At 38.6% G+C, this 14065-nt stretch carries 13 protein-coding genes and 1 pseudogene; 12 read left to right on the top strand and 2 right to left on the bottom strand.

Going from position 1 to position 14065, the window contains the following annotated elements; all coding sequences use genetic code 11:
• The first annotated feature begins 196 nt into the window (after positions 1-196).
• From JM81_RS10950 to JM81_RS10935, 4 genes are all read left to right on the top strand, one after another.
• Positions 197-646, top strand: coding sequence for a YcxB family protein (locus JM81_RS10950; protein WP_144803329.1), 450 nt, complete (start codon positions 197-199; stop codon positions 644-646).
• Between the two features lie 224 nt (positions 647-870).
• Positions 871-1467, top strand: coding sequence for a hypothetical protein (locus JM81_RS10945; protein WP_099193481.1), 597 nt, complete (start codon positions 871-873; stop codon positions 1465-1467).
• Complete coding sequence (locus JM81_RS10940; protein ID WP_144803327.1) at positions 1460-2473, top strand: DUF262 domain-containing protein; 1014 nt, start codon at positions 1460-1462, stop codon at positions 2471-2473. Before JM81_RS10945 ends, JM81_RS10940 begins: the two co-directional genes overlap by 8 nt.
• Before the next feature lie 66 nt (positions 2474-2539).
• Positions 2540-3787 carry a hypothetical protein gene (locus JM81_RS10935; protein WP_144803325.1) on the top strand — a complete coding sequence of 416 codons (1248 nt, stop codon included), beginning with the start codon at positions 2540-2542 and terminating at the stop codon, positions 3785-3787.
• 228 nt (positions 3788-4015) lie between these two features.
• Here JM81_RS10935 and JM81_RS10930 read toward each other — a convergent pair whose 3' ends face one another.
• Complete coding sequence (locus JM81_RS10930; protein ID WP_144803322.1) at positions 4016-4885, bottom strand: helix-turn-helix domain-containing protein; 870 nt, start codon at positions 4883-4885, stop codon at positions 4016-4018.
• 203 nt (positions 4886-5088) lie between these two features.
• Here JM81_RS10930 and pcaH point away from each other — a divergent pair, with 203 nt between their 5' ends.
• The 8 genes and pseudogenes from pcaH to pcaF all read left to right on the top strand — a co-directional run bounded on the left by pcaH (position 5089) and on the right by pcaF (position 12658).
• Positions 5089-5796, top strand: a complete 708-nt coding sequence (gene pcaH / locus JM81_RS10925) for a protocatechuate 3,4-dioxygenase subunit beta (protein ID WP_144803319.1) — start codon at positions 5089-5091, stop codon at positions 5794-5796.
• A gap of 6 nt (positions 5797-5802) precedes the next feature.
• Positions 5803-6345 carry a protocatechuate 3,4-dioxygenase subunit alpha gene (gene pcaG, locus JM81_RS10920; protein WP_144803317.1) on the top strand — a complete coding sequence of 181 codons (543 nt, stop codon included), beginning with the start codon at positions 5803-5805 and terminating at the stop codon, positions 6343-6345.
• Between the two features lie 13 nt (positions 6346-6358).
• The gene (gene pcaB / locus JM81_RS10915) at positions 6359-7669 is read left to right on the top strand and encodes a 3-carboxy-cis,cis-muconate cycloisomerase (protein WP_144803314.1); all 1311 of its coding nucleotides are present in this window, start codon (positions 6359-6361) and stop codon (positions 7667-7669) included.
• A gap of 4 nt (positions 7670-7673) precedes the next feature.
• Positions 7674-8414 (top strand): annotated as a pseudogene (gene pcaD, locus JM81_RS10910) (3-oxoadipate enol-lactonase); the annotation flags it as partial.
• A 3-nt stretch (positions 8415-8417) separates the two neighbouring features.
• Positions 8418-8804: a 4-carboxymuconolactone decarboxylase gene (gene pcaC / locus JM81_RS18680; RefSeq protein ID WP_409994648.1), complete on the top strand. Its 387-nt coding sequence runs from the start codon at positions 8418-8420 to the stop codon at positions 8802-8804.
• Positions 8805-8808: 4 nt separating this feature from the next.
• A complete protein-coding gene (locus JM81_RS10905) occupies positions 8809-10002 on the top strand; it encodes a 4-hydroxybenzoate 3-monooxygenase (RefSeq protein WP_186435563.1) in 1194 nt (397 codons plus the stop codon).
• 6 nt (positions 10003-10008) lie between these two features.
• Positions 10009-11355, top strand: coding sequence for a 3-oxoacid CoA-transferase (locus tag JM81_RS10900; RefSeq protein WP_144803308.1), 1347 nt, complete (start codon positions 10009-10011; stop codon positions 11353-11355).
• 97 nt (positions 11356-11452) lie between these two features.
• Positions 11453-12658, top strand: a complete 1206-nt coding sequence (pcaF, locus tag JM81_RS10895) for a 3-oxoadipyl-CoA thiolase (protein WP_144803306.1) — start codon at positions 11453-11455, stop codon at positions 12656-12658.
• 60 nt (positions 12659-12718) lie between these two features.
• Here pcaF and JM81_RS10890 read toward each other — a convergent pair whose 3' ends face one another.
• Positions 12719-14035, bottom strand: a complete 1317-nt coding sequence (locus JM81_RS10890; protein WP_089261047.1) for a sugar porter family MFS transporter — start codon at positions 14033-14035, stop codon at positions 12719-12721.
• Between the last annotated feature and the right edge of the window lie 30 nt (positions 14036-14065).

Here is a 14065-nt window from a genome sequence, read left to right as displayed (position 1 = left end):
GTAAACCCACCACGACAGCAATCATTTCTTTACATAATTTCAATAGCCTTTTCTATGCGCTGGGTTTTAATGCAGAAAACAACATTATATAAATCGTATCGTTACTTTTTAGTAGCGGTATGTAACCAAAAGTGCTACATAGGGTTATAACATTATGTGGCGTATATAGAAAAAACTAAAAAAGGACAGGTGTAATATGGTAACGAAGAGTGTAGTATCCAATTTTAAGCATATCATGAGTGGAAAAATGTATTTCTTCTTTAAAAAAAGTGTGTGGAGCTACCTTTTGGCAACCCTAATGATTGCTGTTGTGGTACCCATAAAACAGTATAATTTCATCACCTCATTTCTGATCTATTTTTTTGGTTTGATGCTGATCGTATTTCCAATAATGATTATGGCCGCTAAAGTTCAAGGGGAAAAAATGGAATTTGATGCAGAGGTAACATTTTCTGAAGAAAAGATAGCAATTAGGCATAGGAATAAAGACTTGGTAGAAACCAAGGATTGGAATTGGATCAAGAAAATAAGTGCTACAAAAGATAGGTTTGTTTTGGTGGTAAACCAACGACAGCAATTTGTAATTGCTTTAGCAAAAGATGAGCTAACACAAGAGGAAATAGCGTTTTTTGAAACCAAAATATAAAAGACTCCCAATTACCCCATAGAATCTAACAACAAACAACAAACAACAAACAACCAACAACCAACTTTTACGGAAAACCGTACTACTCTTCTTGTAAGAATTTTTATCTTTCGAGGGAATACTAATGCGTAACCACTGCTACTGCTTTAAAATTGGAATTGCCTGTAACGTGGTTTATGTATTATTACATATATCCGTACGTTAGCAACAACCAAAAAATTGAAATGAAAGAAATTATTGAAAATAGAAAATCTGCATTTAAAGCAGAACTCAATAATGACCTCATATCAGATACTGTTATAATAAGAAAGAACCTTCTTCACGGAAATCCAATAATTTATCATGAAGACGAAGAGAAGTATTTTTTTCTGAAGCAAAAGGTCGCGAATTTCTTTAATGTCAGTACCACAAAAGTGGTTATGGTTGGTTCTGCAAAACTTGGATTTAGCATTGCACCAAAAAAAATATGGAATGACTTTAACGAAGAGTCCGACATTGATATCGTAGTTATCAGTGAAACCGTATTTGATGAATACTGGCAAGAGCTACTCAACTTCAATATTAATGTTAAAGCAAGAAGTCAGCAGGAAGATAAGAACTATAGGGAATTCTTAGAATACTTTTTAAAAGGTTGGATTAGACCAGATTTATTTCCTTTCAACTATACTAAGAAAAATGAATGGTTCGAATTCTTCAAAAGCATTTCATACGGCAAGTATGGTAATTATAAAATTGCAGGTGCTATTTTTCGAAATGAGTACTTTTTCGAACAATATCATTCACGTAATATCAGCAGACTAAGACTAGAAAATTATGAATAATATAGGAACAGCAGACAACGAGAAATTACTCGACTTATACAACGATTTAAAGAATGGAACTCTCGTTTTACGTCCATCTTTTCAGCGTAATTTAGTTTGGAATAACTCTCATAAACAAAAGTTTATTGACACGATACTAAGAGGGTTTCCTTTTCCTGAAATTTACCTTGCAGACGGGGATATAGACTTAGAATCGCAAACTTCCACTCGGCTTGTAGTTGATGGTCAACAAAGGTTGGACACCATTTTTTCCTATATCAACGGAGAAATTCCAACACGAGAAATTCCACTTTTCAAAGACTTATCGGCCAAGCAGCAAACAGATTTTTATGATTATAAAATAGTTGTGCGTGATTTAGGAAGGTTAGATGAAAATCAAATAATTGAGATTTTCCAAAGAATCAATTCTGTGAGTTACGCATTGAATGCAATGGAAATAAATAACGCTTTGTATGAGGGAGTTTTTATATCTACAGCCCAAGCTATTCAAGATTCAGATGAATTCGAAGCATTAGATATTTTTAGCCAAAATCAATATGCAAGGATGAAAGACACTGAATATATTCTCTTAATAATGGCAACAATAGAAGAAAGCGGATATTTTACCGGTAATTCAGAAATCGAAAGGTATATTAAACTCTATAATGATGAGTACCCTGCCTCAGAAAAGATTAAATCAGATATCACTGAGACCTGTAAGATGATTATGGATTTACATTTAGAACCTGATTCACTTTGGTTTAGAAAAACTAGCTTGTTCACGTTGCTCGTTGAATTAGTTAAATTAAAAAGAGTTGGGACTGACTTCGATAAGATTAATTTAAAGACTGTATTGACCGATTTAGAAAATCAGATCTTAGAAAACAAATCGACTGACCCAGAAACTAATGGGTACGCAAAATTCTATAAGTATGTATTCCAAGGTACTAGTGGTCGTGCAGGACGAATTGCTAGAGGGACATTAGTCGAAAATGAAATAAAAAAGGCAGTTGCTAACAATGGCTAAAAAATCATAGCTGCCCTGCGGGACAGCAAAGCTTTTTAGCCGGAACGTCAGGAATAATTATGAAGAATGGTAACAAGCAATAAATATTTATTGAGATTTTTAGTCCTATTCGTGGGACTGATAACAATACCATTTCCTTTCAATGTTATCCCGAAACTAGAATTCATTGAAAAAGCTATATTCGGAATTTACCAGAAACTGGTTCCGTGGGTTGGGCAAAAGATTTTAAACCTTGAGAAACCTATCACAATTTTTCAAAACGGTAGCGGGGATAAAACATACGACTACGTATTACTATTTTTATTTTTAGTAATTGCAGTTTTTGGAACTATTATTTGGTCTATTCTAGACAAAAAAAATAGAAACTATGAAAAATTAAATTATTGGTTTTTAGCTATTTCAAGATACTATTTGGGCTACTTTATGATTTATTATGGCCTTTTTAAAATAATGCCACTACAGTTCGGAGAAATTGCTTTTTGGAGAATGTTGCAACCATATGGAGAATCTTCACCAATGGGTTTGGCTTGGACTTTTCTTGGATACTCCAAGGGTTACAATTTGTTTATTGGGTTATCAGAATTTCTTGGTGGAATTTTCCTTTTTCATAAAAGAACAAGATTATTAGGTGGTCTACTATTAATTCCTGTTACGGCAAACATAGTTGCTATAAATTTCTTTTACGACGTACCTGTAAAACTGTTTTCCTCCCAATTACTATTAATCGCAATTATAATCATTGCGCCTGATTTAAAAAGACTTCTAAACCTTATAATTCATAACAAACCGACGAATAAATTAGACTCTATTGCCCCATTTTCATCAAAGAAATGGAAAGTAGGAGCCAATATTTTAAAATGGGCTTTTGTAGCTTTAGTTTTATACAATTCCATAGCTTATACAACTAATCTTTACAAGACTAGACAAAATAAACCCGCATTGTATGGTCTTTATGAAGTCATAAATTTTGTAATCAATCAAGATACTGTTCCAGCACTTTTATCAGACAAAACAAGGTGGAGAAATATTTTCATTGAACGCCCTAATGACATTCAAATCTCAAGAATGGACAGATCAAGGTATGGTTTATATTCTAAAATAGATACCGTAAATAATAAGATTAGATTAACAGAATTTAATGATTCGACATTGGTGTACACTTTAGACTTTAAGAAAACGTATTCAACGCTAATTTTCAGCGGTATTTTCCGAAAGGACACGATAATTTGTGAAACAAAGCGACTGGACAAAAAGGACTTTAGACTTACCTCCAGAGGGTTTCATTGGATAAACGAATACCCCTATAACCGATAGAATAACTATGACTATCATAGCCTAAACGTAATGCGGACTTTAGGGCTAAAATGAATGGTCTGTATATATTTATGAAGTCGCTAAATCTTATGGATTTAGCTTTGGACAAAAAATAAAAAAGCAAAACCAAAAGCTTTAGCTTCGTACGCAGACGGAAACGAAAAGTTTCCTTACAACCGCACTACGTTTAGCCGAGACCGTCATCCAAAACCAAACACCAACCAAAATTCACCCCTTCCTAAACTCCCCAGGTGCTACGCCCACTCGCTTTTTAAACAAGCGACTAAAATAGGCAGGGTCGTTAAAATTTAAGAAGTAGGCTACTTCTGCAATGGAGTATGAGGTATTAAGCAGGTACTTTTTAGCCTCGTTCATGGTAAAATCTTGTACCACTTTAAGGGCAGATTTTCCGGTTACGGTATGGCAAACACGGTTAAGGTGAGTTTGGGTTATCCCCAAGGCATCGGCAAATTTCTTTATGCTCATCAGGTTCTGTGCATGTAGTCGTATCAATTCTTGAAATTGCTGATAATACGCCAAGTTTTTATTGTTGGAAAGTAAGGCATCTGCCGTATTTCTGAATTTTTCACGAAAAAGCGCTAGGTACACCAATTCAAAATACCTTCTTAAAGCTAAAAGTTTTTCTGGAGCATCATCAAAAATTTCGGTTTGTATTTTGTCTTTAAGGTACCGCACATCAGAAAAGGTAGTGGTGTTCTCTAAAAAGGAAAAACAGTTCAATTGGTTGCTCTGCTTTTTAATACTGGCTTTATCCTGTAAAAGTGTGTCATAAAAAGATATGGAGAGGGTAATGACCTCCCCGATAATAGAAGGCTCAAAATGAAACCCATGTAATACGTTGGCAGGTACCGTAACCACGCAGGGAGCAGCAAGTTCAATACGGTTACCTTCAGAAAGTAAAACACCGCTACCTACCTCTATGACAAACAACTGCACCAAATCTGTATGAATATGCTCGGCAATCTCCCACTCATAAATTTTACTACGATCCTCTAAGGGTTCAATATGTATAAAGTCGGTCACCAAAGGCTGTTGATGCTCGCCATACAATCCCTTATAACGTAATAAATCGTTCATTATGTTTATTTATAACTAATGTTATTATGTTTTAAATATAGTATAAAGTAATGTATTACAGTATTTTAATTAAAAAAATTGCCTTATTTGAACATTTTAAGGTATTGATTATGTTTATTTTGTCCTACTATTATTCAAAATTGTCCTAAGGATTAAAAATTGCTTGTACTAGCTTTGGAAGACAGTAGTTTAATACATTGAACATGAGCATTACAACGGACTCCAAATTTGATATCGAAGTACAACCGCCCTATTTAGACGAAGCCTATAAATCGACTATTTTAAGAGCGCCATTGCAACCTTTGGTCGTCCCTAAAAAGAAGGACATTACCTTATCAGGTCCGCTTTTTAAAGATTTTAAATTAGGGGCTTTAGACCATGATCTTACCAAGAATTCTGTAAAAGATGGAGAACCTATTGGCGAGCGTATTGTAGTGCATGGCAAAGTCACCAATGAATATGGGCACCCTTTGCCACATACGTTAATTGAGTTGTGGCAGGCAAATGCTGCTGGGCGCTATGTACATAAGGTAGATCAACATGACGCTCCCTTGGACCCTAATTTTTTAGGTACGGGACGTTGTATGACAGATGCACATGGCTATTATAAATTCTACACCATAAAACCGGGTGCTTACCCTTGGGGAAACCACCCCAATGCATGGCGGCCAAATCATATACATTTTTCGTTGTTTGGCGGTGATATTGCCAGTAGGTTGATTACCCAAATGTACTTTCCTGGCGATCCACTCTTTGAGCATGACCCTATTTTTAAGGCTGTTCCCCCAAAAGGCAGGGAGCTGTTAGTATCAGCTTTTGACCTATCGGTTACCGAGGCCAATTTTGCATTGGGCTATCGGTTCGATATTGTTTTACGTGGCAAAAATGCAACCCCATTTGAAAATTTGTAAATAAGTATGAAGACATCAGCAGTTAAAAAACAAACTCCTTCACAAACTATAGGGCCTTATTTTGCCTACGGGTTAACGCCACAACAATATGGCTATGATTTTGATAGTTGGGTAGACCATGATATGGTAAAAGGGTTGAATGATGTGGAAACCATTACCATAACGGGTACCGTTTACGATGGCAATGCACAGCCCGTAGATGATGCCATGATAGAACTTTGGCAAGATGATGGAGTACACAAATTGTTTGGACGCTACGGCTCGGGTACGGATGAAGGAAATACATTTACCTTTAAGACAATAAAACCAAAATCGGTTAATGGTGAGGCACCATTTATTCATGTAATACTGTTTATGCGTGGTCAATTATTGCATTCATATACACGTATTTATTTTGCCGATGAACAGCAACTTAATGAAACTGATGCTAATTTAAATGCTGTTGACGCCGATAGAAAGTACACGTTGATCGCGGAGAAGAAAGGCGATTCTTATGTATTCAATATTCACATGCAGGGCCCCAATGAAACCGTTTTTTTTGAAATTTAATACATAGCAGTACATGTCGCTCTACACTGAGACTTTTTACGCCAATGAACTCACTGAACTTTTTTCCGATCGCGAGTCCGTCACCAAACTTTTAAACGTAGAAGCTGCCTTGGCACAGGCACAAGCTGAGGTAGGGTTGATCCCAACAACCGCATCAAAAATAATTTCAGAATGTTGTGTGGTAGATGCTATTGATATTAATGCTTTAAAATCTGATATTGTTTTAGGGGGTAATGTTGCCATTCCTTTAGTAAAGCAATTAACAAAGGCCATTAAAAATCGTGATTTTGAAGCTTCTAAATATGTGCATTTAGGAGCTACCAGTCAAGATATTATAGACACTGCAACGATACTAACGATTAAGGAATACGTTGTTTGGTTAGAGGGTAAATTAGAAGTTTTACAGCATGCATTGGTACAACTTACCAAAGACCATGTGCACACGATAATGATGGGTCGAACCTTGTTACAGCAAGCAAAACCCATGACGTTCGGTATGAAATCTGCCGGATGGCTAGAAGGTATTTCGCGCACTAGAACAAGATTGAACGAACTAAAAAGTCGTTTGTTTTGCATTCAGTTAGGTGGCGCCGTAGGTACTGGTAATGCCAATATCACAACCGAGGTTCAAATGGCCTTCGCTAAAAACCTAGACTTGAATGCATCTTTTCCATGGCAGTCACAGCGAGATTCCTTAGTAGAATTTGCTTCTGTTTTAGGAGTTCTGTCAGGGTCTTTGGGTAAAATAGCAAAGGATATTTCCTTACTCATGCAAACAGAAGTTGGGGAGGTTTTTGAAGGTGCTGAAGAAGGCAAAGGTGGTTCCAGTACCATGCCACATAAACGCAATCCTGTTGGATGCACGCTTATTTTGAGCAACGCCACCCGCACACCCGGTTTAGTGGCTACAATGCTTACCGCTATGCCCCAAGAACATGAACGTTCTGCTGGATTATGGCATGCGGAATGGGAAACATTAACGCAACTCATGAATTTAACTGGTGGTTCTTTAGAAAAGTCCGTCGATTTAATAACGCATCTAGAGGTAGATAAAGACCGGATGCTCCAGAATATAGAGCTTACGAACGGACTCATTTATGCCGAAAAGGTGTCATTGTATTTATCCAAATCCTTAGGAAAGATGCAAGCGCACGAATCGGTAAAAAAGGCGTGTACCTTGGCATTGCAACAACAAAAGCATTTAAAAGAGGTAGTGCAAGAAATGCACCCTCAAATAGAGTCTATAGAAGATTTGTTCAAACCTGATAATGCCATAGGCAATAGTGTGGTCTGGACAGAAAACATATTAAAAAAGTATTCATAAGGTTATGAAAACAAACTATAAATTACAGGGAACACCCAACAGTCCCGTACTGATGTTCTCCAATTCCTTAGGGGCAGATTTAACCATGTGGGATGAATTGGTGCCGTATTTACTACCTTATTTTAGGGTTTTACAATATGATACAAGGGGGCATGGGCAAAGCGAACTTACGGACGGACCCTACACTATAGAACTATTGGGCCAAGATGTAATTGACCTATTGGATACATTAAAAATAGATAAAGTGTATTTCTGCGGCTTGTCCATGGGTGGGTTGATCGGCCAGTACTTGGGCATCAACCATCCAGACCGTTTGTACAAACTCATTATCAGTAATACAGATGCTAAGATTGGTACTGTGGAACGATGGAACGACCGTATTGAAACCATCAATGAACAAGGCATGCAAGCTATCGTAGATGCCACAATGGAAAAATGGTTTACCGAAAGCTATCACCAAACGCATCCATCCCGCGTAGCGGAAATGAAAAAAATATTCTTGGCGAACAGACCAGAAGGATATACCGCCTGTTGTGCTGCAATAGGTAATGCCGATTTTAGGGCGGATATTAAACAAATTCAGCTAGAGACTTTAATCATTACAGGTGATGAAGATGCCGTTACCAATGTGGCGCAAGCCGAAAACATGCAAAAAGAAATAGCAGGTGCTGAGCTAAAGGTGTTTCATGCCAGACATTTACCAAGCACCGAATTACCGGCATATTACGCTGAAACACTTATCAATTTTATAGTCGGCGAAGATACTTTTGACAGGGGCATGCATGTGCGTAGAACCGTTTTAGGTGATGTCCATGTAGATAGAGCCAACGGAAACAAGAATGAATTCAACACCGATTTTCAAGAATTTATTTCGCACTATGCATGGGGAGAAATTTGGACCCGACCGGGTTTGCCCAAACACAGCAGAAGCTTAATTACACTGGCTATGTTGATACCGCTCAATAAAAAAGCGGAGTTTAAAATGCATGTAAAAGCGGCATTCAACAATGGTGTAACCATAGATGAAATAAAAGAAGTGATTCTACAATCAGGAATTTATTGTGGTTTACCAGCCGCAAACGATGCCATGCATTCGGCAGAAGAAGTATTTACAGATTTAGGAATAGAATACTAGCCGGATGATACATATTAAAACACAAGTAGGAATTATAGGTGCCGGACCTTCGGGGATGGTCTTGGCAAATTGGTTAAAAAAACACGATATAGATGCCGTAGTCATAGAACTGCGTTCACGGGAATATGTTGAAGGTAGGGTTCGTGCCGGTTTGGTAGAACAGAACACCAAAGATATCTTGAAGCAATTGGGGCTTGATGCCCGAATGAAAAAAGAAGGAATTGTTCATGATGGCGTATACCTTAGCTTTGATGAGGAACGTGTTCATATCCCTTTTGGCGAATTGACCGGCGGCAGAACCATAACTATTTACGGTCAGCAGGAAATTACCAAAGACCTTACGGATGCTTGGTTGCAAGAGGGCGGAGAACTGCATTTTGAAACCAAGGCGACCAAAATAGTAGATTTTGATACGAAGCGTCCTAAAATACATTTTGAAAAAGACGGCGAAGAAGGAATTCTGGAATGCGATTTTGTGGCGGCCTGTGATGGTTTTCATGGCATTGGAAGAAAGACCTTGCCAAAGAAAAGTTTCCAGTCCTATGATATTACCTATCCGTTCAGCTGGTTGGGAATATTGGCAAATGTAGCACCTTCAACAGATGAATTAATATATGCATATCACCAGAATGGTTTTGCATTACACAGTTTACGTTCAGAGACCGTAAGTAGATTATATGTTCAGGTAGACAATGATGAATCTGTTGATAATTGGTCAGACGACCATATTTGGAGCGAACTTTCCCAACGTCTTGCGGCCCCTGGTTTTGACTTGGAAGAAGGTCCTATTTTTGAAAAAGGAATAACGCCAATGCGCAGCCATATGATTGATAGTTTACGAAGTGGCAGATTATTATTGGCTGGCGATGCTGCACATATAGTTCCACCAACAGGGGGTAAAGGCATGAACTTGGCCATTGCCGATGTTAAGCATATGGTTGACGCCTTTGTGACCTATTATAAAACGAATTCTGAAACGTTACTGGACACTTATACCAATGATGCCCTTCGTAGAATATGGAGAGCGCAGGACTTCTCTAATTTTATGACCAAATTATTTCACAAACAAGACGCTCATGGGTCATTTACCTATCGCTTACAAAAAGCAAAATTTGATTATCTAAAAGTATCTAGAGCATATAAAACCACCATAGCAGAGAACTATGTAGGGCTACCGTTTGAATCGTTTAAAAATTAAATTCCAATGAAAACAGTTCCAATAATAAGTGCTGAAAAAGCAGCAAGTTTAGTAAAAGATGGCGACATCATTTTAGGGGGTGGCTTTGGTATGACGGGTAACCCCGTGAATATCATTCATGAATTGGCAAAGACCAAGACCAAAGACCTCACCTTTATTGCAAACAATGTAGGCGAACCTAATATGGGCGGTGGTCGCTTGTTGAACAATGGTCAATTAAAGAAAATGATCGGCTCTTTTTTCACTTCGAATAGAGAAGCCGTTTTAGCGGCACAAGAAGGTCGTGTGGAATATGAATTATTGCCTCAAGGAACTTTGGCAGAAGCCATACGGGCAGGTGGTGCAGGTATTGGCGGATTTTATACGCCCACATCAGCAGGAACCTTAATCGCTGAAGGACGAGAAACAAAAATGCTTAATGGAAAAGAGCAAGTTTTTATAGAAGGTATTAGAGGAAATGTAGCCATCATAAGAGCTTGGAAAGCAGATACGGCAGGAAATCTGCAATACCGAATGACCGAACAAAATTTCAATAGAGCAATGGCAACAGCTGCTGATATTGTAATTGCCGAAGTGCAAGAAATTGTTCCTAATGGGGATATTGACCCCAATGAAATTCATACTCCAGGTTGTTTTGTGGACTATTTGGTGGAGCGTAAACTAACAGAAGAAGATTTGGGTTCATCAGCATCGGTAGGTTCGTCAAAAGTAATTGATGAAAAACGGATGAATATGGCCAAACGAGCGTTTGCGGAATTAGAAAAAGGCGATGTGGTGAATCTTGGAATTGGCATCCCAACTTTAGTAGCCGATTTGATAAAACCAGAAGACGGCATCATTCTACATACCGAAAACGGAATGCTAGGTGTAGGCCCCGAACCAAAAGATGGTGGCGGCGCTATGAATTATCCTGTAAATGCAGGTAAAGTACCCGTTACGGCGTTGCCTGGAAGCAGTTATTTTGATAGTGCCGATAGTTTTGCCATGATTCGTGGCGGGCATATTGATGTGGCCATTATGGGCGGATTGGAAGTAGATGCGCAAGGAAATCTGGCCAACTGGTCCGTACCCGGAAAACCTTTATTAGGTGTAGGCGGTGCGATGGATTTAGCATCAGGCGCTAAGAAATTAATTATTACATTACGTCATACGGATAGAGACGGCGGTTCAAAAGTAGTTGAAAATTGCACGTTGCCCATTACCGATTTTAACTGTGTAGATATGTTAATTACGGAATTGGCCGTGTTCAAATTTATTGAAGGACAGTTGACCCTTATAGAGATTTTACCAGGTAGCACCTTGGAAGAAGTCCGTGAAAAAACCGAAGCCAAATTTGTAGAACAGTTACTGTAGAAAAATCAAGTTCAAGTTCTCTGGGCTTACGGTAAGGAACTAAAAGAAAAAATTAATCTAAAAAATCCAACAACGAACAACTAACAACGACTTAAGAATGAAAGAAGCATATATAGTTGACGCGATAAGAACCCCAATAGGAAGTTTTAGAGGTGCTTTGGCACAAGTGAGAGCAGATGATTTGGCGGCAATTCCCATCAAGGCCTTACTCGAAAAATATTCGAATCTACCCAAAGATGCGATTGATGATGTTATACTAGGATGCCATAATCAAGCCGGGGAAGACAATAGAAATGTGGCTCGTATGGCGCTACTCTTGGCAGGATTACCCTATACCGTTCCCGGTGAAACGATCAATAGATTATGCTCATCAGGTATGTCTGCCGTGGTGCAAGCAAATCGTGCTATTAAAGCTGGAGATGGCGATGTATTTATTGCCGGAGGAATGGAACACATGTCTAGAGGGCCTTTGGTGATTTCAAAACCATCAACGGCGTTTGGTAACGATTCCAAAATGGAAGACTCTAGCTTTGGATGGCGTTTTGTGAATAAAAAGTTACACGAAATGTATGGTACGGATGCCATGGGAATTACCGCAGAGAATCTAGCTGAGATGTTTAGCATAAGTAGGGAAGACCAAGATTTATTCGCGTATAATTCTCAAATGAAAGCTGCAAAAGCACAGCAAAACGGAATTTTAGGGGAAGAGATTTGTCCGGTTGAAATTCCGCAACGAAAAGGAGACCCCATTATCGTGAGTCAAGATGAATTCATAAGACCGAGTACAACGGTAGAAAAATTAGCCACTTTAAGAACCGTCTTCAAAAAAGATGGAACGGTAACCGCAGGTAATGCATCAGGATTAAATGACGGTGCGGCAGCCATGTTAGTTGTTTCAGAAGATGCCTTGAAAAAATACAATCTCACGCCAAAAGCTAGAATAGTAGCTTCAGCTGTAGTGGGTGTAGAACCAAAAATAATGGGTATTGGTCCTGTCTACGCCACTAGAAAAGTCTTGGCAAAAGCAGGCTTGGAATTAAAGGACATGGATGTACTGGAATTCAACGAAGCCTTTTCCGCTCAAGCGTTAGCCTGTACACGCGAGTTAGGATTAAAAGATGATGACCCAAGAATAAACCCTAACGGCGGAGCGATTGCTATTGGTCATCCTTTAGGAATGTCCGGTACACGAATACTTCAAGCGGCAACGAACGAATTAGTTCGGTCCGGAGGAAAATATGGTTTGGCTACCATGTGTGTTGGTGTAGGCATGGGGTATGCTACTATTATTGAACGTATATAATACAGCATATAAAAGCGCATATTCATTACTTTTTTTAACTGAATATGCGCTTTTTTTGAATTACTTTTCGGTAAGTTTTTTACTCAGTTCTTCTAAAGATACCCCTTTTGTCTCCGGCATCATAAAATGTACCCAAAGCAATTGTAAAACCATCATAAAGGCAAAGAAAAGGAATACGGTACCTGCGCCAATGGTTGAGAACAGGAACGGTACTGCCGCCGGAATGGCCGCAGCCAATATCCAGTGTACGGAACTACCGAACGCTTGTCCGCTACCCCGTAAGTGGTTAGGGAATATTTCGGAAATAAAGACCCAAATAACACTTCCCTGGCCAATAGCGTGCGAGGCTATGAACACGAACAAAAATATAGGAACGGCCATACCCTGCCATTCAAAGAAAAATGCACAGGCTACAAGGGATAACGAAACAATATAGCCAAGAGAACCAATATACATTAACTGTTTACGTCCTAACCTATCTATTAAATTGATGCCCAATAAGGTAAAAAGCATGTTGGTTACCCCAATACCCACACTGCTTAATAAAGCTGTACTTGCACCAAGACCGGCCTCCTCAAATATTCTTGGGGCGTAGTATAAAAACGCGTTTATACCGGACACCTGGTTGAAAAATGCAATAAGAAAAGCCAATATCAACGGAAAACGATATTTCTTCATAAAAATGGATTCCCCAACTTCCGTATCATTGTCATCTTGCTGTATTAGGTTGATTGCTTCATCAACATCTTGATCTGGATTGATCATTTTCAATACCTTACGTGCCTCATCAATTCGTCCTTGGGTAATCAACCAACGGGGACTCTTGGGTACGGTCAAAACAAACAAGGTATAGATTATGGCCGGAATGCCTTCTACACCAACCATCCATCTCCAAGAATTTTCGCCCAAGCCGCTAAGCATATAATTGGAAAGAAAGGCAATAAGAATACCGAATACCAAACTGAATTGATAAAACCCTACTAGTTTACCACGGCTATTGGCAGGAGAAATTTCAGAAATATAAGCAGGTGCTGCAATGGTTGAAACCCCAACACCAATACCTCCAATAAACCTAAAAATGGCAAATGTTATGGGGTCATTGGCCAAGGCAGAGCCAATGGCGGAAACACTGAATAAGACACCTATCCAAATCAATGTATTTTTTCTTCCAAATTTGTTGGTAGGTATTCCTGCAAACAATGCACCAAGAACAGTACCCCATAATGCACCAGAAATGACTACCCAACCATGAAATGAATCAGAACTGTCCCATAACGCTTGTAATTGTTTATCTGCACCTGAAATAACAACGGTATCAAATCCAAATAAAAAACCTGCTAAAGCTACGGTAATAGACCAAACGAGTATCCTGTTCATTTTAATGTTTTTTTAAGATTTGCTAAATAT

This window comes from Maribacter sp. MAR_2009_72, from assembly GCF_007827235.1.
Taxonomy (GTDB): domain Bacteria; phylum Bacteroidota; class Bacteroidia; order Flavobacteriales; family Flavobacteriaceae; genus Maribacter; species Maribacter sedimenticola.
This window is presented reverse-complemented; position numbering and strand designations above follow the sequence as displayed.

What these genes read in the sequence shown, in the direction of transcription:
- JM81_RS10950 (WP_144803329.1), top strand. Translation starts at nt 197, where the DNA reads ATGGTAACGAAGAGTGTAGTATCCAATTTTAAGCATATCATGAGTGGA.
- JM81_RS10945 (WP_099193481.1), top strand. Translation starts at nt 871, where the DNA reads ATGAAAGAAATTATTGAAAATAGAAAATCTGCATTTAAAGCAGAACTC.
- JM81_RS10940 (WP_144803327.1), top strand. Translation starts at nt 1,460, where the DNA reads ATGAATAATATAGGAACAGCAGACAACGAGAAATTACTCGACTTATAC.
- JM81_RS10935 (WP_144803325.1), top strand. Translation starts at nt 2,540, where the DNA reads ATGGTAACAAGCAATAAATATTTATTGAGATTTTTAGTCCTATTCGTG.
- JM81_RS10930 (WP_144803322.1), bottom strand. Translation starts at nt 4,885, where the DNA reads ATGAACGATTTATTACGTTATAAGGGATTGTATGGCGAGCATCAACAG.
- pcaH (WP_144803319.1), top strand. Translation starts at nt 5,089, where the DNA reads ATGAGCATTACAACGGACTCCAAATTTGATATCGAAGTACAACCGCCC.
- pcaG (WP_144803317.1), top strand. Translation starts at nt 5,803, where the DNA reads ATGAAGACATCAGCAGTTAAAAAACAAACTCCTTCACAAACTATAGGG.
- pcaB (WP_144803314.1), top strand. Translation starts at nt 6,359, where the DNA reads ATGTCGCTCTACACTGAGACTTTTTACGCCAATGAACTCACTGAACTT.
- JM81_RS10905 (WP_186435563.1), top strand. Translation starts at nt 8,809, where the DNA reads ATGATACATATTAAAACACAAGTAGGAATTATAGGTGCCGGACCTTCG.
- JM81_RS10900 (WP_144803308.1), top strand. Translation starts at nt 10,009, where the DNA reads ATGAAAACAGTTCCAATAATAAGTGCTGAAAAAGCAGCAAGTTTAGTA.
- pcaF (WP_144803306.1), top strand. Translation starts at nt 11,453, where the DNA reads ATGAAAGAAGCATATATAGTTGACGCGATAAGAACCCCAATAGGAAGT.
- JM81_RS10890 (WP_089261047.1), bottom strand. Translation starts at nt 14,035, where the DNA reads ATGAACAGGATACTCGTTTGGTCTATTACCGTAGCTTTAGCAGGTTTT.